This window comes from Rhizobium sp. 2YAF20, from assembly GCF_052114685.1.
Taxonomy (GTDB): domain Bacteria; phylum Pseudomonadota; class Alphaproteobacteria; order Rhizobiales; family Rhizobiaceae; genus Rhizobium.
Genome location: NZ_JBFRFF010000029.1, coordinates 40,071 through 62,121 on the forward strand (window position 1 = coordinate 40,071; position 22,051 = coordinate 62,121).

Annotated in this window: 27 protein-coding genes and 2 pseudogenes; 14 read left to right on the forward strand and 15 right to left on the reverse strand. The window is 57.7% G+C overall.

The annotated features are described in order from the left end of the window. The first annotated feature begins 257 nt into the window (after positions 1-257). Positions 258-377 carry a hypothetical protein gene (locus AB4Z52_RS25650; RefSeq protein ID WP_442220778.1) on the forward strand — a complete coding sequence of 40 codons (120 nt, stop codon included), beginning with the start codon at positions 258-260 and terminating at the stop codon, positions 375-377. A 496-nt stretch (positions 378-873) separates the two neighbouring features. Here AB4Z52_RS25650 and AB4Z52_RS25655 read toward each other — a convergent pair whose 3' ends face one another. Then, the gene (locus tag AB4Z52_RS25655) at positions 874-1,653 is read right to left on the reverse strand and encodes a TIGR01458 family HAD-type hydrolase (RefSeq protein WP_442220721.1); all 780 of its coding nucleotides are present in this window, start codon (positions 1,651-1,653) and stop codon (positions 874-876) included. A 170-nt stretch (positions 1,654-1,823) separates the two neighbouring features. Next, positions 1,824-2,075 carry a cold-shock protein gene (locus tag AB4Z52_RS25660; protein ID WP_442220722.1) on the reverse strand — a complete coding sequence of 84 codons (252 nt, stop codon included), beginning with the start codon at positions 2,073-2,075 and terminating at the stop codon, positions 1,824-1,826. A gap of 350 nt (positions 2,076-2,425) precedes the next feature. On the opposite strand from AB4Z52_RS25660, the gene AB4Z52_RS25665 reads away from it, so the two are divergent. Both AB4Z52_RS25665 and AB4Z52_RS25670 read left to right on the forward strand, forming a co-directional pair. Next, a complete protein-coding gene (locus AB4Z52_RS25665; protein WP_442220723.1) occupies positions 2,426-2,734 on the forward strand; it encodes a hypothetical protein in 309 nt (102 codons plus the stop codon). Positions 2,735-3,010: 276 nt separating this feature from the next. Further along, positions 3,011-3,868: pseudogene (locus AB4Z52_RS25670) on the forward strand (alpha/beta fold hydrolase). Positions 3,869-4,145: 277 nt separating this feature from the next. Here the strand turns inward: AB4Z52_RS25670 and AB4Z52_RS25675 are convergent. Further along, the gene (locus AB4Z52_RS25675) at positions 4,146-4,358 is read right to left on the reverse strand and encodes a hypothetical protein (protein WP_442220724.1); all 213 of its coding nucleotides are present in this window, start codon (positions 4,356-4,358) and stop codon (positions 4,146-4,148) included. Positions 4,359-4,408: 50 nt separating this feature from the next. Here AB4Z52_RS25675 and AB4Z52_RS25680 point away from each other — a divergent pair, with 50 nt between their 5' ends. Beyond that, on the forward strand, positions 4,409-4,558 hold the full coding sequence (locus AB4Z52_RS25680; RefSeq protein WP_442220725.1) for a hypothetical protein: 150 nt from the start codon (positions 4,409-4,411) through the stop codon (positions 4,556-4,558). Positions 4,559-5,156: 598 nt separating this feature from the next. Beyond that, entirely contained in the window at positions 5,157-5,399 is a 243-nt protein-coding gene (locus tag AB4Z52_RS25685; RefSeq protein WP_442220726.1) for a DUF982 domain-containing protein, read from the forward strand. Between the two features lie 126 nt (positions 5,400-5,525). On the opposite strand, the gene AB4Z52_RS25690 is transcribed toward AB4Z52_RS25685, so the two are convergent. Next, positions 5,526-5,765 carry a hypothetical protein gene (locus AB4Z52_RS25690; RefSeq protein WP_442220727.1) on the reverse strand — a complete coding sequence of 80 codons (240 nt, stop codon included), beginning with the start codon at positions 5,763-5,765 and terminating at the stop codon, positions 5,526-5,528. 512 nt (positions 5,766-6,277) lie between these two features. Further along, the gene (locus AB4Z52_RS25695) at positions 6,278-6,490 is read right to left on the reverse strand and encodes a hypothetical protein (RefSeq protein WP_442220728.1); all 213 of its coding nucleotides are present in this window, start codon (positions 6,488-6,490) and stop codon (positions 6,278-6,280) included. A gap of 369 nt (positions 6,491-6,859) precedes the next feature. On the opposite strand from AB4Z52_RS25695, the pseudogene AB4Z52_RS25700 reads away from it, so the two are divergent. Continuing rightward, a pseudogene (locus AB4Z52_RS25700) lies at positions 6,860-6,967 on the forward strand (DUF993 family protein); the annotation flags it as partial. Between the two features lie 62 nt (positions 6,968-7,029). Further along, the gene (locus AB4Z52_RS25705) at positions 7,030-7,206 is read left to right on the forward strand and encodes a hypothetical protein (protein WP_442220729.1); all 177 of its coding nucleotides are present in this window, start codon (positions 7,030-7,032) and stop codon (positions 7,204-7,206) included. A gap of 175 nt (positions 7,207-7,381) precedes the next feature. Here the strand turns inward: AB4Z52_RS25705 and speB are convergent, their stop codons facing one another. Next, positions 7,382-8,341: an agmatinase gene (gene speB, locus AB4Z52_RS25710; protein ID WP_442220730.1), complete on the reverse strand. Its 960-nt coding sequence runs from the start codon at positions 8,339-8,341 to the stop codon at positions 7,382-7,384. Between the two features lie 817 nt (positions 8,342-9,158). On the opposite strand from speB, the gene AB4Z52_RS25715 reads away from it, so the two are divergent. Further along, positions 9,159-9,569, forward strand: a complete 411-nt coding sequence (locus tag AB4Z52_RS25715; RefSeq protein WP_442220731.1) for a hypothetical protein — start codon at positions 9,159-9,161, stop codon at positions 9,567-9,569. 114 nt (positions 9,570-9,683) lie between these two features. Here AB4Z52_RS25715 and AB4Z52_RS25720 read toward each other — a convergent pair whose 3' ends face one another. Then, a complete protein-coding gene (locus AB4Z52_RS25720; RefSeq protein WP_442220732.1) occupies positions 9,684-9,845 on the reverse strand; it encodes a DUF3309 family protein in 162 nt (53 codons plus the stop codon). Here AB4Z52_RS25720 and AB4Z52_RS25725 point away from each other — a divergent pair. From AB4Z52_RS25725 to AB4Z52_RS25735, 3 genes are all read left to right on the forward strand, one after another. After that, positions 9,838-10,041, forward strand: a complete 204-nt coding sequence (locus tag AB4Z52_RS25725) for a hypothetical protein (protein WP_442220733.1) — start codon at positions 9,838-9,840, stop codon at positions 10,039-10,041. The genes AB4Z52_RS25720 and AB4Z52_RS25725 overlap by 8 nt on opposite strands. Before the next feature lie 31 nt (positions 10,042-10,072). Continuing rightward, positions 10,073-10,546 carry a VOC family protein gene (locus AB4Z52_RS25730; protein ID WP_442220734.1) on the forward strand — a complete coding sequence of 158 codons (474 nt, stop codon included), beginning with the start codon at positions 10,073-10,075 and terminating at the stop codon, positions 10,544-10,546. A 936-nt stretch (positions 10,547-11,482) separates the two neighbouring features. Then, complete coding sequence (locus tag AB4Z52_RS25735) at positions 11,483-11,869, forward strand: hypothetical protein (protein ID WP_442220735.1); 387 nt, start codon at positions 11,483-11,485, stop codon at positions 11,867-11,869. 67 nt (positions 11,870-11,936) lie between these two features. Here AB4Z52_RS25735 and AB4Z52_RS25740 read toward each other — a convergent pair whose 3' ends face one another. From AB4Z52_RS25740 to AB4Z52_RS25760, 5 genes are all read right to left on the reverse strand, one after another. Continuing rightward, positions 11,937-12,593 (reverse strand): sensor histidine kinase, encoded by a 657-nt coding sequence (locus AB4Z52_RS25740; protein ID WP_442220736.1) that lies wholly within the window; start codon positions 12,591-12,593, stop codon positions 11,937-11,939. After that, on the reverse strand, positions 12,517-13,278 hold the full coding sequence (locus AB4Z52_RS25745; protein ID WP_442220737.1) for a hypothetical protein: 762 nt from the start codon (positions 13,276-13,278) through the stop codon (positions 12,517-12,519). The genes AB4Z52_RS25740 and AB4Z52_RS25745 overlap by 77 nt, the downstream gene beginning before the upstream one ends. Positions 13,279-13,641: 363 nt before the next feature. Continuing rightward, a complete protein-coding gene (locus AB4Z52_RS25750) occupies positions 13,642-13,911 on the reverse strand; it encodes a hypothetical protein (protein WP_442220738.1) in 270 nt (89 codons plus the stop codon). 359 nt (positions 13,912-14,270) lie between these two features. Next, positions 14,271-15,179, reverse strand: coding sequence for a DUF6328 family protein (locus AB4Z52_RS25755; RefSeq protein ID WP_442220739.1), 909 nt, complete (start codon positions 15,177-15,179; stop codon positions 14,271-14,273). Between the two features lie 82 nt (positions 15,180-15,261). After that, a complete protein-coding gene (locus tag AB4Z52_RS25760) occupies positions 15,262-15,495 on the reverse strand; it encodes a DUF6894 family protein (RefSeq protein WP_442220740.1) in 234 nt (77 codons plus the stop codon). A gap of 794 nt (positions 15,496-16,289) precedes the next feature. Between AB4Z52_RS25760 and AB4Z52_RS25765 the strand changes: the two genes are divergently transcribed. Then, positions 16,290-17,516 carry a DUF2252 family protein gene (locus tag AB4Z52_RS25765; protein ID WP_442220741.1) on the forward strand — a complete coding sequence of 409 codons (1,227 nt, stop codon included), beginning with the start codon at positions 16,290-16,292 and terminating at the stop codon, positions 17,514-17,516. Positions 17,517-17,786: 270 nt separating this feature from the next. Then, complete coding sequence (locus AB4Z52_RS25770) at positions 17,787-18,896, forward strand: DNA topoisomerase IB (RefSeq protein ID WP_442220742.1); 1,110 nt, start codon at positions 17,787-17,789, stop codon at positions 18,894-18,896. Positions 18,897-19,097: 201 nt separating this feature from the next. Here the strand turns inward: AB4Z52_RS25770 and AB4Z52_RS25775 are convergent, their stop codons facing one another. After that, positions 19,098-19,289, reverse strand: coding sequence for a CsbD family protein (locus AB4Z52_RS25775; RefSeq protein WP_442220743.1), 192 nt, complete (start codon positions 19,287-19,289; stop codon positions 19,098-19,100). Positions 19,290-19,518: 229 nt separating this feature from the next. Here AB4Z52_RS25775 and AB4Z52_RS25780 point away from each other — a divergent pair, with 229 nt between their 5' ends. Beyond that, entirely contained in the window at positions 19,519-19,941 is a 423-nt protein-coding gene (locus AB4Z52_RS25780) for a low affinity iron permease family protein (protein ID WP_442220779.1), read from the forward strand. Here AB4Z52_RS25780 and AB4Z52_RS25785 read toward each other — a convergent pair whose 3' ends face one another. Continuing rightward, on the reverse strand, positions 19,942-20,328 hold the full coding sequence (locus AB4Z52_RS25785; RefSeq protein WP_442220744.1) for a low affinity iron permease family protein: 387 nt from the start codon (positions 20,326-20,328) through the stop codon (positions 19,942-19,944). A 786-nt stretch (positions 20,329-21,114) separates the two neighbouring features. Further along, positions 21,115-21,996, reverse strand: coding sequence for a hypothetical protein (locus AB4Z52_RS25790; RefSeq protein ID WP_442220745.1), 882 nt, complete (start codon positions 21,994-21,996; stop codon positions 21,115-21,117). Between the last annotated feature and the right edge of the window lie 55 nt (positions 21,997-22,051).

Sequence of the window (22,051 nt, forward strand, 5' to 3'; positions counted from 1 at the left end):
TTGCGTCGCTCTCCACGTTCCATGCGGCTCCGTCACTTGTCCGACGCTTGTCACCATCATCAAGGCCTACGGCCTCAGACTTCGTCCAGAAAAGAGCCTCCGTCGAGATTCCGGAAGAGAAAGGCCCGTTGAAACGGCCGCTTCTTTTGTGTCAATTGTGCATGCCACGGAAAACGGAGGGTGTTGTGGCCTGCGTTCCTGCTTCAGAGTTTCAGAAAAACTTCGGCAAGTAGCATGAAGAGATGCACTAAGGTCCCATCGAGATCACAAAGTACGGCAGACCAACAGCATATTTGGTGTCTTCAGAAATGTTTCATCAGCTCTGGCAGCGATTCAGGGGTTCGCTTTCGCAGAAGCTTTATCGGAGAGCGATGTGAACCTGATCATGCAGGCTCGCGTGGAGACTGATGCAACATACGATTTGGAGGACATTGCGAAGATCGACGAGAGTTATGATCAACCCTCTTTGAAGCGTTGAATCTATGAAAATGCCCGCTTGGCCGCCCGTAGGTCACGTCTTCGCGTATAAATATCTATGGTCGAGCAACGGGAAGGTCGAACACTTTCAAGAAGGTCCGATACGAAAATATTCGCTTGATCTGACGGGACAGTCCGGCTGCCGTTAGTCTGGCCTGCGCCTCCTGGGCGAGGACAGGTCGGTCCCCTCGATATCGAGTATGACATTCGGAACCAACACGCACATTGAAATAGAACCTCGGCATCAGGCCTCTCATCGCCATCGCGATGGCGACTGCCTGTTCCGGGCCGGCAGTCAGCAATCGGGCGTATTCGACTGCTTCAGCTAAACGCAACTTGGATTGGCCGCGTTGCTCCACAACCACACACATCAACCGATTGGGCATCGCGCTTCGGTCACGGCAAAATGCTGCGCGCTGCGATGATCCAGTCAACTGCGGCGGAAATGTCGTCCATCGTTGCAGTTGGCGCAGGCTTGAAAAGGTTCTCGTCACCGAGACGATACTTGCCTGTGCGCACCAGTACTGCCTCGGAAAGTCCGGCCCTCAAAGCGCCAGCGATATCGGTCTCCGCATCGTCACCCACCATCACGGCCTCCATTTTCGAACAATTCATGCTGGTGAGCGCCGACAGGAAGAACTGAGGCGAGGGCTTTCCCAGGACAATAGCAGCCTTTCGGCTGGCAAACTCCAGGGCCGTGACGAATGCTCCCGCATCGAGACTACGTTTTCCGTCAACATCTTGGAAGGTCCGGTTCGACGCGAGCGCCAGGAATTCTGCACCCTCGATCAACTCTCGAAACGCCCTGTTCAAAGTCTGGTAATTGAAAACCTCACCCGCATCGCCAACAACAAGAGCCTTGCCCTGGCCGCCGACCAGATCGTGGAAGTCCGCCACCAAATCAGGGTCAACCAAAAGGCACGGCGTCCGATTGTGTTGACCAAGCCACTCTCGTGCTGCTTGGGCGGGGGTGAAGAGCTCGCTCCTTGTGACAGAAAGCCCAAACCCATCAAGCCGATCAAGAACAGCCTGCTTGTTTGAGCGTGTCGTGTTGCTCACGAACCGGATGGGAAGGCCAACCTCCCGCAAGCGGGCAACCGCGTCTGTTGCGCCCGGTATAACCTTTCCGCCATCATAGATGACGCCAGCAAGATCCAGAAGCACACCGCTGATCATCGAGGCAGAATGAACCCGGAAGCGTCATGCGTCAAATTCTTCAAAGCGAAGTTCCAGCTTATTCGTCGTCCGTGCTTCCCGTTCTTTCGCCGGTATCAATCCTCACTCGCGGCGGAGCGTGGCTTACGCGCAAGCTCTTCATTCTCCCGACGTGTCGGCCTCCGTGCAGTTCATTTCCGCTGTTGGAAATACCAGCCACATCGCATCGTGTCCCATAGGACCTTGAGATTGTCAGCACAGGTCTTTCCGGTTCGCCGATCCTGCGCGAATTCGTAGCTCACTTTCTGCCGGTCATGCAGATCGACAAGGCCAGAACGCTGCACAGCGGAAAGATGGACGAAGACGTCCGTCGATTTATCATCGGGAGGAATGAAGCCGCAGCCCTTATCCTGAATGAACCATTTCACAGTGCCGGTTGCCAACGTGTTGTCCTCTCGTCGATGGCCTTGCCAAAAACTGGGGGGAGGCCCCGAGCCTGACAACAAGCAGTAGCCGAGGTCTTGAACGATCGACGCCATTTTCAATGCGCCATCACCGAGCATTTGTGAGGGCCTCACAAAGGAGCTGCTGACGAATATTGTTTACCCAACGCTGAAGTCAATCTGATGCGGCCGCCGCAAGTCCTTAGTGATCATGACCACATCGCTGTTTCTGAATGGCGGCGGCATGAACATCATCGGCTGGGCGAAGACAGATCTGGGGCTGAATTTGCGTGGAACATACATCCCGCCCAGAGATTACTATGGCATGCAGCTTTCTAAGGAGAGGCACAATGAAACTTGTTCCCATAGCCGCCAGCGCTGCGGCGTTTCTTTCGTGCATTACGTTTTCAAGCCTGTCTGCCAACGCCCAGGGTATCGATATCGAAATAGGAAAACATGGCATTCGTCCGGTGATACGGGACGACGAGCCTCGCGATGGCTGCGCACCAGGGGAAGCGATTGCGGCCGCTCGAGAGGAAGGATTTCATCATCCCAGAATCGTCAGAGCAACCGACCGTCGGATCATCGTTGAAGGAATGACCGATAGTGGGCTCGACCGTATCAGTTTTGCGAATGTTCCAGGTTGCCCCGAACGCTAGTACAGATAAGCGCGTGCCCCGCCATCAGGGTAAGCCCGCCCTGCCAAGCAAGACGCAACGTGGCCGCGAGCGCAATGGACTGTGCTGCCCTTCCGATTGCCTTCAACGGCAAGCCAAGCGCGACAATGCTTTCGTCGACAATCTCGAAGCGACACCGCTTGGCGTTTGTCCCGTTATTCGCCCATGGCAGCGTTGCCGATATTCCGGCCAGACTCCAGCATATGGTTGAGGGTCCGAGCGTGCGTTCCATATTGCATCTGTAGATGAGGAGGATGCATGTTCAACGGCTTCCAATTGGAAATGATCGACGTCGGCCCAGGTGAACTTCGCGTCCGTCACGGGGGTTCCGGGCCGCCGCTTTTTCTCCTGCATGGTCATCCTCGCACGCATATGACCTGGGGACAGGTCGCAGATTTGCTGTCGCCGCTCTTCACGGTCGTCTGCCCGGATCTGCGCGGTTTCGGTCGCTCGTTTCAGCCCCTAGAGAGCAGCGGTCACGCAGGGTCTTCCAAACGTACCAAGGCGCAGGACTGTGTTGGGCTGATGAGAGGTCTCGGCCATAGGCGGTTTGCCGTCGCGGGGCACGACCGTGGCAGCTATGTGGCGTTTCGGATGGCGATGGAGCATCCGGAGGCCGTCACGAAACTCGCCGTGATCGACAGCGTGCCCATTCTGGAAGCGCTTGAGCGCGCTGACGAGACGTTTGCGCGGCTATAGTGGCACTGGTTCTTCTTCGCGACGCCGGACAAGCCTGAACGAGCCATCTCGGCGAACCCTTCAGCGTGGTATGGCGAGCTGAAACCGGACCAGATGGGTGCTGAGGCGTTTCAGGATCTACTGGACGTTATCCATGATCCGGCGGTCGTGCATGGAATGGTGGAAGACTATCGGGCAGGACTGACGGCGGATCGCCAGCATGACCTTGAAGACAGACTGGCGGGGAGGCGGGTGCAATGTCCGACCCTCTGCCTGTGGTCGACGAAGGACGATATCGAGGAGCTGTACGGCAACCCGATCGATGTCTGGCGATCCTGGGTTAGCGAGATCGATGGGCACGGTATCGACAGCGGCCATCATGTCGCCGAGGAAAATCCGGTGGCATTGGCCGAGGCCTTGAAGTCGTTCTTGAGGTGAGGGGGAAATCGCGGACGGATAGGTGGAGTGCTCGTCTGCCGTCTCGTTGGCCATGGCGGGAGAACCGAAAAACCGCCATGTTCACCATCCCTTTCGCGTCGGCTTGACACGCCCGCGATTTCGAAAGGAGAACCGCGATGCGCACCGCCGTTCCAGACGCCGTCGTCCGCGCCGACTGTTAGATCCCACCTTGCGTTGTGCATCACTGTCGCGACTATCGGGCATCTCATTGGCGCGAACGCTATGGAAGATCTCGAATCTGAGCTTGATGCAGCTATCAATTGGGCTGCAAATTGGGAACATGAGAGGCATTCGCACGTTGATCGGTCAGAGGCGCAAAGACTGTTCGAAATAGGAGCAATGCGGTGAAGACGTTTGCAACCATTTTCTTGACTGCGTCCATGACGCTGGGATCGGCGCTGGTGATATCAACGCCCGCATCTGCAGTGCCGGGCGCTCGCTTCGAGATTGCCCCGGTATCTGACGTCATCCAAGTGCGCCAGGATGGAAAGCCTGCCGGCTGGAACGGGCACGGCCGCCATGATGATTGGTATTGGCGACATCACCGACACTACGACCGTCACGATTGGCACCGGGATCGGTGGGATCATCACCACGATCGCTACTGGGATCAAGGGGGGTACCGTGATCGTTACTGGGATCAACACTATCGGCGGCATAGCGGCGTGACGATCGAGTTCTGACGCTGAGACAAGACAGAGAACTCGTGGGGCGTCATGTCCTTGGCCAGACGACATGGCAATGGGATTAGCCCTCAGCTCAAGCTCATATTTGTGTGGTCTGAGTGATAACGTATCTGGATGGGCCCCACCTGACCGGATACGCAGAGCATTGCTCTGCAGAGGCTGGCGCAGATCCCCCCCGGAGCATCGCCAGCCTCTCCATTGAAGGCTTGGCAATGAAAGGCCAATTTCGATCTTTACTCTGTCAGCGTTTTGTTGATCGGTTGGTCTGTGTATCTCCCCAATTGAGACCCGGTGGCACCCCTCCTAGCATACGCCGAGGCGGTCGCCACATTATACTGGGCTGAGGCGGATGCCGATGGGATATCCCCGTCCAGCATCGTTCGCGACAATGAGGATGCGATGAAATCTCACTCGTCATCCATCTCTCCTCGTTCTGACACGAGGGGTCAGTTCTTCACTTCGTTAGGGCAATTCCTCGCTTCGCTTGACACGCCCGGAGACAAAGCGCTGCGGCTTCGAACAACCGGAACGGTTCGCGCGCAGAATCGTTGAGCGAGATGGCTTCTACGAGGTTTCGTGTCATGGAAAACCGGAGAACCTTTCGCCCAGTCAGCGTCGAGGTTGGGGCGCGCTACAGGATCGTCACAACGGTCATGGATGTCGGCAAGTTGCTGCTGCTGGACGAGTGGCCCGATCATAGGCGCGCGTGGTGGCGAACGGAAATGGCGGTCCTCGACGCCTCCAACGATGCTGCGGAGCCGGAAGAGGTGCGCAGCACTTTCCTGGTCGCTGCGGACGAGGCCCACCTGCAATGTCTGGCATAAAGGCGGCCAGGCGCGCTGAGGTCGGGGCCTGCGGCGAGTGCTGACCAGGCGCAGTCTGGATGCTGGGAACCACGCCTGGCCCTCTAGCGCTCAGGGTCTCTGTTTGTTCAAACCCTGACCGCTGAATTAACCGTCAAATCGCGCAGTGGTTCCAAGTCGAGAGAGCGGTATGGCGTCGCCGGCAAATTCAATTTCGAGGGCCTTCAACAGGCGCTCCGGACTATCGTTGCCATCGTTGTAGAGGGTGATTGCCAGCGATATCAAATAGTCGTCCGGGTCGTCATGTCTTCGAATGCACCATGCCGTCAGCGCCTCAAGGACAACCTCTGGGTCGGCATGGAAAACTCCTTCAGAAAGGCCAGCCATCGCAGCCCCACTTGCCGAGCGGATGATACGCTCAACTAGCGCTCGCAAGACATTCTAGGCCTTAAAAAGTGCGATTCAACTGCTTATTCGATACCGCACGGTTCGCCGTTCCTGTTGGCGGTAGGCATGGGGTGGCTAATGACCGCCGCGTCTGGTGTGAGAAATGCCGCCTTTCGCAGCAGGGACGCAAAATGAGGAACGCCTTTGTTTTCTCACCACCATTGTGGCTGGTTCCGACGCTCGGCTTTGTCGAAACAGGCCGCCGACTTCAAGACGCTGATGAACTATGCGACCGGTTGAGCCTTGAGGACATTGTGAGAAGCGCAACGGTTACCCTTCAGTGATCTGTCCGGAGGGAGGCTATGATTCTCTCGTGCCTCTTTGACCGCACCGCGCCTATCGCCTGGTCAGGTTCGAGCCGGCGGCTACGTTAGTGACCACCTCCGCGGCGGTCATCTCGATGAACGGCTCAATTTTTTTGACTTCAGCGCGACGACAGGTTGCGGTCGTGGTCAATGCCCCGACGCCGCCTCTATGTCGTCTCTCCGAAGCTCATCGATCGCATCCAGGGCTTCGCCGGCCGACCAGCCAGCCCTCAATGCCGCAGCAACCATCCGGACTTCTACCTCCTGCTCAAGTCTCAGGTAGAGAGATTCCAGCGCCTCCTTTGCGGTAACGACGTGGTCGTCAGGTGCTGCCACCTCCGAAATCCGTGCGAATACCATGATGTCTCCTTTCGCCATCAGGTTGAGATGATCCGTTTCGAGAAATCGCCGCCTGAAAACTCGGTCTTGTTGCCAGCAGACGAAAACCGGCGACATGGTCTCAGGCACAAGTGAGCGCAATTTCATGACCGGCGACAGATAACTTCGCCTTCAACACCAACTAGGGTAGCTTTGGATCGAGTCAACGAGGTATCTACAGCGCGCGATCATCAGGGAGTGCATGATCGCCGGGATTGCTGCGGCGGGCGAGGGGACAGCATCAAGGAAGACGGCGATCGCTCACGGACGAGCAGTGCGCCGAAGCCTTCAGCGCCCTCCTTCAGGATTCTTTGGCATCGGCGCAGCTCGCTACTTGCTATAACGTGCAACCACTATGCCGACATCTTCAGGCTCGCCGATTATGCGAACGTTCTTAACAGGCCGGACCCTGCCCTCAATCGGATGAGGCACTTTGTCGGCACCTATGGAATCGAATAGTAAAATTGCTGGTGCAAAGAGCTTGCCGCGATGAAAGGATCGTTGCATCACCGGGAAAGGCGATGGCCACGGAATTCGAATTCCGCCGCCATCAAAATTCGCTGCTTGGCGATCGCTGCGATGGTCTCTTCGCCCGTCTTACGATCGCGCTGTCAGATGTTGCGACCGAGGATGACGCCGCGCGCTCCGCCACGGAGAGTCCAGGAGGCAAATCAATGTCCGGCAAGCTCGTGCGCTGAGTGAGCGATTCTTGATTCCAGCGACATCGGCGCGGACATTCGACTTTGGGATAGGCTGACTGCGACTTCAAAATCAAAAATCTACCAAGAAAGCGGGTGCGAGAAGTGCTTTGCTTCCCTTGTTGGTCGAAGATGGCCAAAAGCCATGCATGCCCGCAGGTCGCAACCTGAACCTTCATCCTCGCCGCCTCTCCACTTGGCGAGCCATGACGCAAAGCAATTCGAACATGATCGTAGCACCCACAATCGATGTCATGCCTCCGAGGTCAAACGGCGGAGACACTTCCACGACATCGGCTCCGACCAGGGTCAGTCCATCTAGCAGGCGAACGAGCTGCTGTGCCTCTCTTGTCGTGAATCCTCCGATTTCCGGAGTGCCTGTCCCCGGTGCCATTGACGGATCGATGGAATCTATATCGAACGTGACGTAGGTCGGCTCGTCTCCGACAATATCACGTGCCTCCGCCATGACCGCCTCAGCTCCGCGCGCGAGGAATTCCTCAATGTAGATGATCCGGATGCGCTGGGCCTGTGCCCAGTTATGCTCATCCGGAGAATAGATGGAACCACGGATGCCGATCTGCACAACGCGATGAGGATCAAGTAGCCCTTCCTCGATGGCGCGACGGAAAGGTGTTCCATGCGTGTAGTGATTGTTTCCGAAATAGGTGTCATTCGTATCGGAATGGGCGTCGAAATGGATAAGGCCGACCGGTGCCGCTTTGGCGACTGCGCGCAGCACCGGAAGCGTTGTGAGATGATCCCCGCCGATGGAAAGCGGAAGTGCACCCTTGGCGACGATGTCAGCAATGCCGGCTTCAATCAGTTCCAGGCCGTTGAGAAGATCGATCGGGTTGACCGCAACGTCGCCAACATCGGCAATGTTCGCAATTTTAAATGGCTCAGTCTTAAAGACATGGTGGGTGCTTCGCATGAGGCTGGAGTAGTTTCTAACCTCGCGGGGGCCGTGGCGCGCACCGGCACGGTTGGTCGTTCCCCCATCCCACGGTATTCCGACGAGCGCGATATCCAGCCCCTCAGCCGACGCGATGGCGGGCAGGCGCATGAAAGTCGCATGCCCTGCAAACCGCGGCACCTTGGCAGCATCGACTGGCTGATGGAATGTCTCGTTCATGGCCGGAATCCTTTGTGTTTTTTTCGATCATAGCGAAAGGGCCTGTGGTGAACAGTCGCCGGCGTCCGCCATATTCCCGTTGCCTCGAAGATTACGGGTGATCGGATGAAATCCGTTTCACCCCCAGTTTTCGGAACTAATCTGACCTGGGCGCCCCGTCGGCATTGAGCTGTTTCGGCGGGGCTGCCGGGGCAGTCGCCAATATTGAGGAACCGGTGACGGCCGCCTCGTTCGGCTGCGATTTCATAAGCCACCACGCCGAAGCGGCCAGCCCAATCACGACAACTCCGAAGACCACCCACCCACTCCTCGTGCTCTTATATGGAGTTGTACGGATATCGAGCTGTCTCTTTCCTAGCGGCATGTCGTCACCTCATTTGCCAAGAACTGGAAGCGAGAAAAGAAGTTCCGTTAGCTACGGGCGGATCCTGATACGCGTCAGCGTCTAGACTGGAGAGGGAGCCGCGCCGTCAGGTCGCCTAACACCGAGGCTGAATCCATTGCTCCTCAGCTCGATCTAATATTCGTATGATTTGCCTTGGATTGTATCCGGTTTTCCCACCTCACCGGGTACGCAGGGCTGTGCTCTGCGGAGGCTGGCGGCACCGTGCCCGGAGCGTCGCCAGCCCCCCATTGCATCAGAGACAAGCTGCGGTGCATGTCATCCACGTTCAGTTCGAACCGGCCGCACCGACGTCACTCGTAATCCCCCAAGCTGGAACATCGTCTGCGCCATAGTATCCGGAGCCCGGTGCGGTGGCCTGTGGAACTTCTCCTTACTTTGACGGTTCATTGCTCAGGTACAGGGAGAAAGCTCATGAAGGACTCTGGCAGCGGAATCGGAGAAACAATACCTGTCGGCGTGATTGACACTGCGAGCGGCACCGTTGGTGTGCCAGAGCGGCAGACGATGCGAGAGGAGGTCCGCTCGATGAGAGAGCAGGTTGTCGCTACACGCGAGGCACTGGCAAATCTCGGACGGTCTGGCGGCAACAGTCTAGCGGCGAACGCCACAAAGGTCAGCCGGGAGACGGGAAGGATCCTGTCAAATAATAGATTGATCGCAACCGTCGTTGTCGTCTCGTTGATCGGGCTGTTGGTGGCGACGACCCGCCGATCAAAGGCCAACGATCCCGCCGATCGGTTGGCGGCAGTTGCCACGGACCTACGGCAGCGGCTTGACGATCTGAGGCGGGCGGCGACGTGGAAAAACCTGGGGCGGCTTTGACATTCCGTCAATAAATGCGATCTAAAGAGCGGTCTACCGCCACGCGTCAGGCAACACAAAAGAAAGGCTGCCCCGGCCTTCGGGGCGGCTCGAATGCAAAGTCGCGAAAGTTCGTTAGACGGCGGCTCCGCTAGGGAAGCCATGAAGCCCACCGAGCAACCACAAGACAATGAGAATAATGAGAACCAGGGCCAGGACCCCGCCAAGTCCCCTGCCGCCGTAGCTGCCATGGGCGTAGTACCCGCCACCGCCACCAAAGATTATAAGTATGCCCATCGATATCCCTTGTCGAAATTCAGTGCAAGTCAAAGGACTTGCAGATGTTTCTTACAAATTGGAGTTAGCGCCCTGGGTCGAAACGTCAACGTTCAGTACCGTCGCGCGTTTGGCATGGCTGGTGGATGCCAAGGGGCTTGCAAGCCAAGTCTCTGGAGATGTTGTGATCACCGGAGCCGATGGGAAACAAGGCTGAAATCCTGGCTTCAATGCGAAAGGAACAGGCAATGGCAAAGAATACGATTTGCGTTTGGTACGACAAGGATGCAGAGGCTGCCGCCCGCTTCTACGCCGAGACCTTTCCCGACAGCGTGGTGAGTGCCGTCCATCGTGCACCCAGTGACTATCCGGCCGGCAAGGAGGGCGACGTGTTGACGGTCGAATTCACGGTTGCGGGCATTCCTTGTATCGGGCTCAACGGGGGGTCGGCGTTCAAGCACAACGAAGCCTTCTCGTTCCAGATCGCCACTGACGATCAGGCAGAAACCGACCGCTACTGGAATGCCATCGTCGGCAATGGCGGCGAGGAGAGCGTATGCGGCTGGTGCAAAGACAAGTGGGGGGTTTCCTGGCAGATCACTCCGCGCGTCCTGACTGACGCGATCGCGGCCGGCGGCGCCGAAGCAAAGCGCGCATTCGATGCTATGATGGACATGGGGAAAATCGACGTCGCCGCGATCGAAGCGGCGCGTCGTGGTTGACGAGAAAGGCTCCCTGCTGCACGGCGACGCAGACGGCTTCTTCGTCTTGCCCGGCGCGCGAACCGGGGAAGGCTTAGCCCACTGAACGGATGTCTCGCGCGACGTTGCTCAAATCATTGTTAAGCTGGTGATCCCGGCGTTCAAACGTGCAGACCACGGCGTGCGAAGCACTTCAATGATCACTATGATTTGTAGCGCTGGCCAATTGGCAGCCCGCATTGGTCCTTTATAGCAGAGCAGTAATCACCCCCGCCCTTTGCCGTGGCGTGCGTGCTCCCCAGATTGCGGCCTGAAGGGGACATTCCCAGGGACTTTAGGTTTCGGAACCATTCCTTGAATTCAGATGTTTCCTCTCGACCAAACCAGGAGAGGTTAGATGAAGACGATGACATGCCGCGCACCCGGCGTCGGGCCATCTGCTACGTTGAAGGATTACGGCATTCGACGCAAAATACGGAGTTCTACGACCGCCGCGGTGGTCGCATGGCGCGCAGTTGCCATCGGGGCTTCAGATAAATCTCCGAACGAGAAAAGGCCCGTCATGCGGGTTGAAACATTTATCGCTAACGGTGGCCAGCAATGCCACATTTAGGTTAGTGGCTGGGAGTTCTACGGCCGCTTTGTTGATCTGATGGTCCGCGCGTCTCCCTCAGCAGGACCCAGTGGCGGCCCTATCCTGGCGTGCGCCGATGTGGTCACCCCTTGGAGCCGGAAGAGGTCCGCAGCGTGGTCGCCGCGGACGAGGCCCATCTGCACTATCTGGCATAAAGGGGCCGGGCCTGCAGCGATGGTGCTCGTGCGGTCGAGTGAGCGGATGATTTGCCGAGTTCGAGCGAAACCGCAGACTCCGTGAGTTTTTCCATCCACATGCATCTTTTCTCTGCCACCTGCGTTGATCCATCAGGTGCCGAAACAGGGAGCCTGCAGGAGATAACGATGCGCCAGAGCAAGAGACACGACCGTGGAAACATCGTCAACCTGGGCGAGGAAGATCGCGACGAGCGTATTGAAGAAGGAGATCTCCCGTTCGCGGATGCGCCTGCGACGGCCTCCGAGATCGCCTTGCGGGAACTGGCCGAAGAGAAGGAGAAGCTTCGAAGGGAAGTTGCGCTGCTTCGCTATCGTCTCGCCTCTATCGCGGAAGACAAGGCAGCATCGATTAGTTCGAGTGCGATGGCTCTCGACAGAACCGCGCGCAACCAGCTCGGAGAATTCCCCTGGCTGAAACTTGCAGCAGCCTTTGGAGCCGTTTTTGTCGCTACCCACTTGCTTCGGCTGGCATTGATTGAGGCGACGTTTGACGCTGGCCGCCGCGGCTTTTGATGGCTGTGCCTCGGCGTACTCATGCCGCTGCGAGAAGGGCCCAGCCGACGTCGCTCGTTGGCTGACGTCAGGTCAGTGGAAAAGAAAGTCGGAACACTGCACCATGCTCCGAGGTGAGGGCGTATTCTCCTCGCAGTTGCGTCACGAACGCTGCGATAAGCTTCGATCCGGCCCCTTTGGTACAATCTCCCACGACACCGGGGCCATCGTCTCTTATCGTGAGAATGGCGCAATTGTCATCCGTCCGTGCCAGCAACACCGTCAGAACGCCGTTGCCCCGTTCCCTGAACGCGTATTTGAAGCTGTTCGAGACAACCTCGTTGATAATCATCCCGAGCGGCAGCGCGTGGTCGCGGTCCACCTCGACGTGGTCGAGCCGAAGGTCAATGTCAATTTCGCCCGGATAGGACGCGGCAATGTCCCAGATAAGATGTTCCGCATAGGGTGCGACATCAACCCGGTCGAACTGGTCGGTCCGGTAGATCTGTTCGTGGACGGCCACCATTGCTGCGATGCGTCTGTCCATGTCCTCGCGCGCCTCCTTTGGGATTGGCTGAAGTCGGACGAGTGAAGACACTGCCTGCAGGTTGTTCTTTACTCGGTGATGGATCTCTCGAAACAGGAAGTTGTTGCGCTCCAGAGCCTGCTCAAGCTCGAGGTTCCGCCTCGCATACCGCTGCAGAAGAAATGACCCCCGAGAATGCCCCCGCAAGCAAGAGCACAATCACCGGAAGCGCAAAGGCGAGTTGGATAACCAGCGTCGACCAGAAGAGTTGAAGCGAATACCCCCTTTCCATTCCCGCCACTGCAACCAGCGGCCAGTGCTCGACCTTCCAGTATCCGATGACGCGCGCGATGCCGTCTGCGGGGGAATGATCGCTATGGTAAACTCCATGCGCGGCTTTGGGATACGCGTTGAATAGTGCCGACTGCCGCATGTCGAGCGAGTCGGGCACGCTTGGGTAGCGCGCCACCAGCAAGCCATCCTCGCGCACGATGGACACTGTTGAGCTTGGGCCAAGCGACATCGTCGCCCAGGGCTCATCCATCTTGCTGGTAGGAATGGCAATGGTGGCCACCCCGCGGAGGCCATCGCTTCGCTCAATTCTTCGCGCGACCACAAATACGGACCGGTGACTGACGCGCTCCACAAGCTGAGGGGAAATGTCGATTGCGGCCCCGGCCTTCAGGCGCTTGAAATATTCGCGATCGGAGACATTCACCAATTCCGCATGTGGATAGCTCGAAAAACGCAGGCGCCCATCTTGATCGTAAACGGAATATTGGAATCCTTCAGGAAGGCCGCCGACCGCTTGGCCGATGTCTGCGATCGCGTCCGCCGCCATCTCGATAGGTCTGTCGGCCAGTGCCGCGTCGATACGGCGGAGGGCCTGGTCGCTCGCTTCCATCATCCACTCGGCGTGCGCGGCAACGACATGGGCGGAGGACTGGGCCTGGGCCTCTGCCGAGGCTACGACCGAGGCGTAGTTCTGCCATGACATCAGTCCAGCGATGGTGCAGACCGCGACGAGGACTATGCCCGTGATTGTCGGTGCCGACGCCGGGTGTCTCAGCGTGCGACGCCATTTTCGGAGAAACGTTTCGCCTATGCCTACCCCAGACGCACTGCATATGTTCTATTCAGGATCAGGCACACTGACAACTGTCAACTGACTACCCGAAAAAGATGCTCGCCTGGCTGCGACCAGCGCCGATCTGCATCCGCTCGAGGACCTCCTGCCGGGCTTCGGCGTCTGCCGAGACGAGCGCTTTCACGACTGGGAAGGATGCGCGCGCCTCCGGAGGACGTCTTCTGAACCCTTCAGTGTCCTCGCAAATCCAACGTATGTCGACAGCTCGACCGCGGGCAGATTGCACCGCGCCTTCAGGAACGCCTTCGCTTCCGATGCCGGAACGATCTTCATCAGCTTCTCGACCTCGGTTGCCATCTGCAGGACACGGTCGGTCATCTGCTCCTGGAGCTTCAGGATGCGGTTCCGGGCGTCGAAAAGCGCCTGCGGCTTGATGTCGATTTCGGCCATGCGGAGTGTCCCCTTTCAAGACGTTCATACCACATCGGATCTTTCAGGGCCGGTAATCGGAACGGTAAAATGTAAACGATCTCAGAGGATTCGGGCGGGTTCCTGTAGTGAACAGATCCGCAACCGCTTGTGTTCAGATCGCCACGGAACAGGAGGCTTCGCAACGGCGTTCACAATCGATTTCGAATTATTTGAGCTACGACCAGATCCTCGCACCCGAAAGTCTCCGGGTGGCGGGAGAGGTCGGGTTCGGCGAACCCTTTGATCATCGTCGGGAGGAGCAGAATGCTGTTCATGGATACGGGAGAGGAGACCTTTACTGCAGAGGGCAGCATTGCTCTAAAAGCCACCCGCCGGTATTACGATTGGCGCTGCGCGCGCCGAACACGCAGCCACCATGGGCAGATAAGCCAGAGACCGGAAAGTATGATTGCGGTTGCCAACGATAGGATGTCAGCAAGCATCGGGCTTCCGCTGATCTTTGCAGTCACGACTTGGATATCTGCGGTCAGGCCTAAGGCCAAAAACACCGTTGCGACAAGCACGAAGCGGCTGGCGACTCGATAGAATTCTGGAGCCTCGCCACCGTTATAGACGATGCGGTGGTAGGCGGCCGGAGCCATCAACAGCATTGCGGAAACCGCGACGAAAACAAGTGCGGCGCCGTGCAGTGCTTTCGCTGATGGCGGTAGCTCCGCAAAGCCGGTCGTCAGCACAATGGCAAATTGAAAGCCGAGCAGCGCCTGTGCTCCTGGCAACACCACGCGCGCCTCTGTCAGCACATAATCGATCTTGGCAGCAGTCGGCGTCTTTTCATCCGAAGTTGACATGATGGGTTCTGCTCTTTTATCGCGCAACAGCAAGGGCCCGTACCACAGGCCAAGTGCGACGGCGCCGCCCGTTGCGCCGACAACGGTACCTATTGGTGCACCGAGTGCGCGGCTGGCCGCAAGGCCGAGATCCAGAGCCATGGCGAGCGCAAACGGTGCAAGCGTGACCATGGCGATCCGGGAGATGTAGTCGTTGATGCCCAGTGTCGCCTCTCCGTGCTCGACGATTCGATGGCGCGCGCTCGGTGCTACAAGAAGGCCCACGACAATCACTATGGCGCCAAGAACTACTATTTCAATGTTTTTTTCCTGCGGGCTTAGCGCGTCGAATGCGTTTTGAAATGGCGCGTGGAACTGAAAACCGAGCAAGATCTGCGCGCCCATCATCAGCATTCGTGATTCATCCAGGGCCGTCTTCGTTCGCTCGGTAAGCAACATTCCTTTCCCTCACTGTCGGAAATAATTCCCGCCCGATCCGGAGTGTTCCGGTTGGCGGGATGCGGCGAGCCTAAACGATACGTCAAAGCCATTCGTTGCTGAATGTTAGAGTAGCAACGGACACTGCGTTGCCGCTCTCATCTCTGACTGTGATAGAAATGACCGCTCGGTCTGAATCGGGTAGCTCATCACGAGCGACATCAAGTAGGATTCTTGCTAGTTCTTTGGACACCCGCGCGCGCGACGGAAGTGCAATACCCTGTTCGTCCCTTATTGGCCCGTCACCATTGTGCAAGTCGAAAAAATATCTGCTCATCGCGCCAGTCCTTCCGATCTATGCAAAAGGTCCAGGGAGAAAATTTGTTCCGTTCCAGGCTGTGGTAACCGCGCGATCCCGAAGAAACTAAGCCAGGCGAGACCTGTCAGTATCGGTCACTTCCACCCTAGCTTCGACGGCAGCAGTGGTGCTCGAGGTTGCCCTCATGTTGTCAAAGGCCTTCCGCACGCGCCCGTCTCAAGGACCACATCGCCGAGCTTTTCAGTCACACCTCCGCACGGATTGCACGGAAGTCGCCGGCTGCCTTCATGACGGGCAGCAGAGTTTCCAGAGGCCTGTCGTTCAGACAGCGGAAGGCAATCGTGAAGAACTCGCCCGCACGCGCATGAATTGAAAGCAGGAAAGACAAGCCCAACGGCGATGATATGAGATGTTGTGATTTGTATAGATTCGGAGGCAACAACGTGTCCTCGGCAGAGGCGTCACAACATAATAGCCAGTTCTTATGTTGCGACGATGCCGCAGGTCCGACGATGGAACCAACCTAACAGCTCATCGTTTAGCGAGCGCTGACGTCTGCGTGTTTAGCGGATCGTTGGCAGAAGCTCTCGAAGAATTGGCTTCCAAAATGATCGCCTTGCTGGATCTGAAATTTCTTCGGTGCAATGTGGGCAAGTTGCCGCCTGTTTGCACAACGCGGCCTCGGTTCGCTCAGCGGATGCAAAGCATATTGCTCAGCGGAGCTCGCAAACAAGTTTTCGGCGAGCGGCACGTTTCCGATCAAATCCGACGCGTTCAACGTACGCCGAGGATTTGCGGAGCAAGGCCATAGCATGAAGACCGTGCAGCCTGGGGATAGGACGCTGGTCCTCAACACGGTGCGCAACCGCAAGATGGCGAAGTCTGTACAGTCCTTTGTTCGGGGAAGCACCGATCAATTCTATCAATGGCTCCAGACGTCCGGTCCCCGAGCACTCCCCCAAGGCCCCAACGTCTGGATATGCGGGGACTGCCACGTTGGCAATCTTGGGCCCGTCGCGAGCAAGAGCGGCAAGCTCGCCATCCAGATTCGTGACTTCGATCAGACCGTTATTGGCAATCCGGCCCATGATCTTATTCGGCTCGCGCTTTCGCTCGCGATGGCGGCCCGGAGCTCTGATCTACCGGGCATCACGACGGCGCTGATGCTTGAGAGAATAATGGACGGGTATGGCAGTGCCTTCTCTCCTATGATGGATGAGGAGGCGTTTGACGACGCAGCCATTGTGCCAGACACTGTCAAGCTTGTTATGCATGAGGCAAATCGCAATCCATGGAGACGCCTTGCTGATGGCCAGGTCGATGGCGACAAACCTGTGCTGCCGTTGGGCGCGCGGTTCTGGCCACTGACGCCCAACGAGCGAAGTGCAATCGATGCCCTGATCTGTGCGGAAGAAGTTCGACGGCTGGCAACCTGCCTGCGGTCTCGCGACAACGACGCGGAAGTGAGGCTCCTCGACGCAGCATATTGGCGCAAAGGCTGCAGCTCGCTTGGCCGGCTTCGGATTGCAGCCCTTGTCAGCGTGGACAAGGGGAAGCACAAGCAGCACTGCCTGCTGGACATCAAGGAAGCCGTAAAGCCAACCGCTCCGCAGGCCGCCGGGGCGATGATGCCCCCCAATGAAGCCGAGCGGGTTGTTGCCGGAGGCCAAAAGCTGTCGCCGTTTCTTGGCGGTCGAATGCTTGCGACAGGGCTGCTTGGCAAACCTGTTTTCGTTCGCGAGTTGCTACCCCAGGACCTCAAGCTGGAGATCGAATCCTTGACGCGAGACGAGGCCCTGAACATTGCTGAATATCTGGCCCACATCGTAGGGCTCGCACACTCTCGACAAATGGCGGCGATTGACCGGCACACATGGCCAGCGGAGCTCCAGCGCAATCGGCCTCGGTCTCTGGAATCGCCATTCTGGCTTTGGAACGCTGTGGTGGAACTGGTCGGACTTCACGAGGCGGCCTATCTGCAGCATTGTCGGTGGAACGCTTTGGAGGAGACTGTCAGAGCCAACGAAGTGATTGTTTAGGGTTGGGGAATTGCACCCTCTAGTCCATTGCTCACTCGCCTCAAGGGCGCTCGGCTTTAGAAATACGCCGTCGCGGCGTCGTAGATGCTACTCCGTCCGGTATCGATCCACCAAATGGTAGATCAGCGTCTCAGACCCTCTTGAAGACGACGTCAGGTCGTCTGGCGGCATTCTGCTCCAAGGCGTATCGTCGACAATGACAAAGTCGGAGACAGGCCACTGTGTAACTTGCGGCCCGGAACTGCAGCCCTGCGACGGAGTTATCGCGTCATGAACGAGATGATCTCTAAAGACGGATTTTCAGCGGCAGCGGCGGATGCGAAACTTGCATCCAGTTTGGTCTACGTCCCAGGGCTGGAGATCGGAACCACGAGAAAGCAGGGAAAGAACGGCTTTCTCTACTACATGCCAGACGGGCGGCGGATTACCGACGCCACCGAAATTGCACGCCTCAATGCCTTGGCAATTCCCCCGGCCTATAAGAATGTCGTCATCTCGACCAATCCACTGTCGCACCTTCAGGCGATCGGGACCGACGCCCGCGGGCGCCGTCAGTACCGTTATCATGCAGACTGGCGTGCCGAGCGTGGGCGTGCCAAGTTCGAGCGGCTGGCGGACTTCGCGCATCGCCTCCCGGATCTGCGGGAGAGGGTGGATATCGACCTTCGCTCACCGGGCCTCACCATGGACAAGGCACTTGCGACCGTCGTGTGGATGCTCGACAACCTGTACATCCGCATTGGAAACGCCGCCTACGCCGAGGCCAATAAATCCTACGGCCTGTCGACGCTCAGAAGCCGCCACGTCAAGGTCGAAGGCAGTAGCGTCAAGTTCCGGTTCAAGGGCAAGTCCGGCAAGGAATGGAACCTGGCCCATAGCGACCGCCGCATCGCCAGCGTCGTGCGAAAGCTGCAGGAACTGCCTGGCCAGCATCTTTTCCAATACGTCTGCGAGGAAGGCGGCTGCCGACATATCTCGTCCAGCGATGTGAATTCCTACATCCGCGAGGTGACAGGTCAGGACTTCAGCTCGCGTCAATTCCGGACCTGGGGCGCGACCTGCATGGCGGTCAAGGTTCTCGCGCCTTTGGAGACAGCAGCGTCCGAAAGGGCGGTTGCGCGTCAACTCAACGAAGCGATCGACCACGTTGCGGCGAAGCTCGTCAACACTCGCTCGGTCTGCCGGGCGTCCTATATTCACCCTGCGGTGTTCGAGGACTTTCGCGCTGGAAAGCTCCGCGACGTCTTGAAGATAAAGACAACAAGCGAGCGGCTCCTGCAATGGATGGACGAGGAGGAGATCCGTGTTTTCCGCTGGCTGAAAAAGCGCGCGGCGACCGTCGATCCTACTACGGACGACAGCAAGGAGACAGTCACGTGAACGCTGCGAACTTGGGGCTAGAAGGCCCTATTATGGCCGTCGCGGCGATCTCCGAGACCCTCGTCGCGAAGGGCCGTCACGCATGAATCTGGCCGCGGCCCTGGTTCAACCGGAAAAGAACTGTCGAGAACTACGCCGACCATGAGCCTTCGGTTTCCAACCGCGCAGCCATGGCGGCGGATCTCCTGGCAGTTATTGGTCTTAGGCCTTGTCCACCACCTTCTTGATCGCGTCCTTGGCCTGTCCCTTGGCCAGCTGGGCGTCGCCCTTGGCTTCCTGAACCATTCCCTTGGCCTGCATCTCGTCATTTCCCACAGCCTTACCGATGCCCTGACGAGCCTTGCCTGCGAGTTCGTTGGCCTTGCCGGAAACCTTGTCTGCTGTACTACCCATGACTTTTCCTCCGTTATTGAAACCTGATTGTTTCATAGAGACGACAACGGATAATCCGATCAGTCGTTCCGTGAACGACATCCAGAGCATAAGCCGTCGGTTACCGGGTATGCTCGTGGACACTCTCGCGGCGGAAATGGCACACAGAGTGCAGGGAACGCAAACGCGTCACCGACGTTACGCGGATGTCAGCAACGTCGCTGAGGCCACTAGGGATTTCACTCCGCAAATGATACAGAAGAAGAGCTTCTTTTCCACCTTCGCCAGCACGGTCTCGGATTGGTCGGGCAAACCCATGACCTTTGTGGTGGCGTTTTTACTGGTTTTGGCATGGGCGGTCACCGGACCGGTGTTCAACTACTCCGAGACATGGCAACTCGTCATCAACACCAGCACGACGATTGTAACCTTCCTGATGGTCTTCGTACTGCAAAACAGCCAGAACCGAGATGGAAAGGCACTTCAGGCCAAGCTCGATGAACTCATTCTGACAAGCCAAGCGTCGAACAAGTACGTCGGCGCGGAGAAGCTTGATGAGAAGGAATTGCTGGCGATGAGCAAAGATCTTGAAAGAGAGGCAGTTGTGCTTGAAGGAAAGGCTGAGGCCAAGGCGACGTCTCGCCGCCGTGCGGCCGCGCCAAAGACATCCTGATTAGTGAGGCTTCGCCTCGGCCATCTGGCGATGGACGGCGCGAAGCTCTTCAAGGCTTTCGTTTTCAAGTCGATGGGAGCCGATCAAGTGGTTTCCAGCGTTGCTGGACCTGATGAGCTCGTCCAGCTTCGTCTGGATCGCTAACATATTGACCGCACGGGCATGTTGTAGCAGCAGAAGCACCAGAAAGACGGAGACAGTCGCAATAAGATTGGTCAACAGGAACCATCTAACCGGAAATTTCAGCCAGGCTCCGATCCCGATCCAGACGCCCGTTCCAACCGCGAGAGATGACAGCACGATCGTACTCCCGACCAGTCTCGCAGTCTGATGGGATGCCCTGTGGAAATGAGCCTTTGCGCGATTTGATGGTTTTTGATCGCTCATCGTTTTATAAGGCCGTAGCAAGGAAATTGTTCCTGTAGGTGGGTAAAGTTGTGCACGGGCCGGTCATCGATTTGACGTCGAGGCTGACTATCCCCATTGAGCGTTCCATCCCGTCAGTCCATTTTTGGTTCGCTCGCTCCACGTGCTTTGAGTGCCGACAACTGCCATCTTCCTGACGATCTCGTCGCCAGGAGCCAAGAATGCAGTCTATACTCTATGGCGGAGGTCGCGCCGCGTACCTCATGCAGACCGCCACTAGTCTGGATCCGTCCAGAAGTCCCGCTCGGCCGGACGGATGCAATAATGCTCATTCGGGAAGTGGACGTTTCCATCGGTCGTCGTGGTATTCCCTAGAGTGATCTGGAGGGACTGCGTGAATATCACCTTGGTGATGGACTTCGGATCTATACCGGACGTTGCGATTCTGGGCACGCTTCCCGTAGCGATCATGAGCGACAGTTCCGGTGCAAGCCTTGTCGCTATACCCAATAGATGGGCGGCGCGAATATCGGAGGTTCATGCCAAATGGTCGGGAAGGCTCTGATTTTCAAGGTTCGCCTTGAATGATTGGACGTCTAAGATGGCCGCCATCGGCGCACAGGTGCTATCGGGGCTTCAAAAAAATCTCCGGCACAGGAAAAGGCCCGTCATCTGGCGTTGAAACGTTTAGCGCTCCAGGTGGTCCTGCAACTCCACAACTAGGTTAGGGGCTAGACTATTTGCTCGGGTTAACAGGCGTGCCAGATATGGTAAGTCCGCCTGCTTTCGCAAGCGGACTGCCGTTGTTCAAAGCGCGGGCATATCGTCGCGTTCACGACCCCCGATCACAGCAGCAACTGCTGCAATGAACGCACCGATCAGCAGCGACAATGTCCCGAACAGAGCAAGTTTGGCGCCAGCTTTGCGGGCTGCATCCGCCGCTTGTTGAGCCTTTGCCTTGGCGTCGTCGACACTCTTGAGAACCGTGTCGACCCGGGTCTTGGCGTCGGCGTCGGACAGGCCGGTCTTCGCAGAGACGAGCTGTGTCAGGTAGGCGCGGTCATCCGGGGACACGCTGCCGGAGACCGCACTATTGGCAAGGATCGTGGCGACTTGCGCTGCTGAGGTGTCGGCAACGTTCGTATTTGCCGGCGGCTTCCGCGGATCGGCAGGACGCAGCAGGCTGTCGACGAAGTAGGAGCTCCCCGCAACGCCGTCGCTAGCTCTGGACATTGCCACGGAGGCCGCGCCAGACGTCACGGTCGAAGCGGCCTGGACGCCGGCACCCAAGATCGACGAAAGGGCCGAACCAAGAAGACCGACGACAACCAACGTCGCCAATGCCCAGGTGAGCAGGCCGTGTGCCGTGTCGCGGAAATAGACCTCGTCCGTGTGCACGGACACCCATTTTGTCCGGAGGCGGCCGGTCAGGTAGCCGCCGACCCCAGCCGACAGCCACTGGACAATGATCAGCCAAACCGCAGCCGAGATCGAAACGGTGGCGGCGGCAGCACTTTGCGACGACCAAGGCGACACCATGGTGAGGCCCAGCCCGGAGCCCAGCAGGGTCAGGATCAAGGTCACCCCGGCAGCGGCGAGCGCCCCGGCGATAATCGGTGCCCAATTCACGCCGGAAGCAGATGATTCAGGAGCAGCGGAGAGCCCCACGTTTGAGCCGATTGTTGTCATGATACGCTCCTATCGAACAAAGAGCATGATGAGGATGATGATCGGGATTGGAATG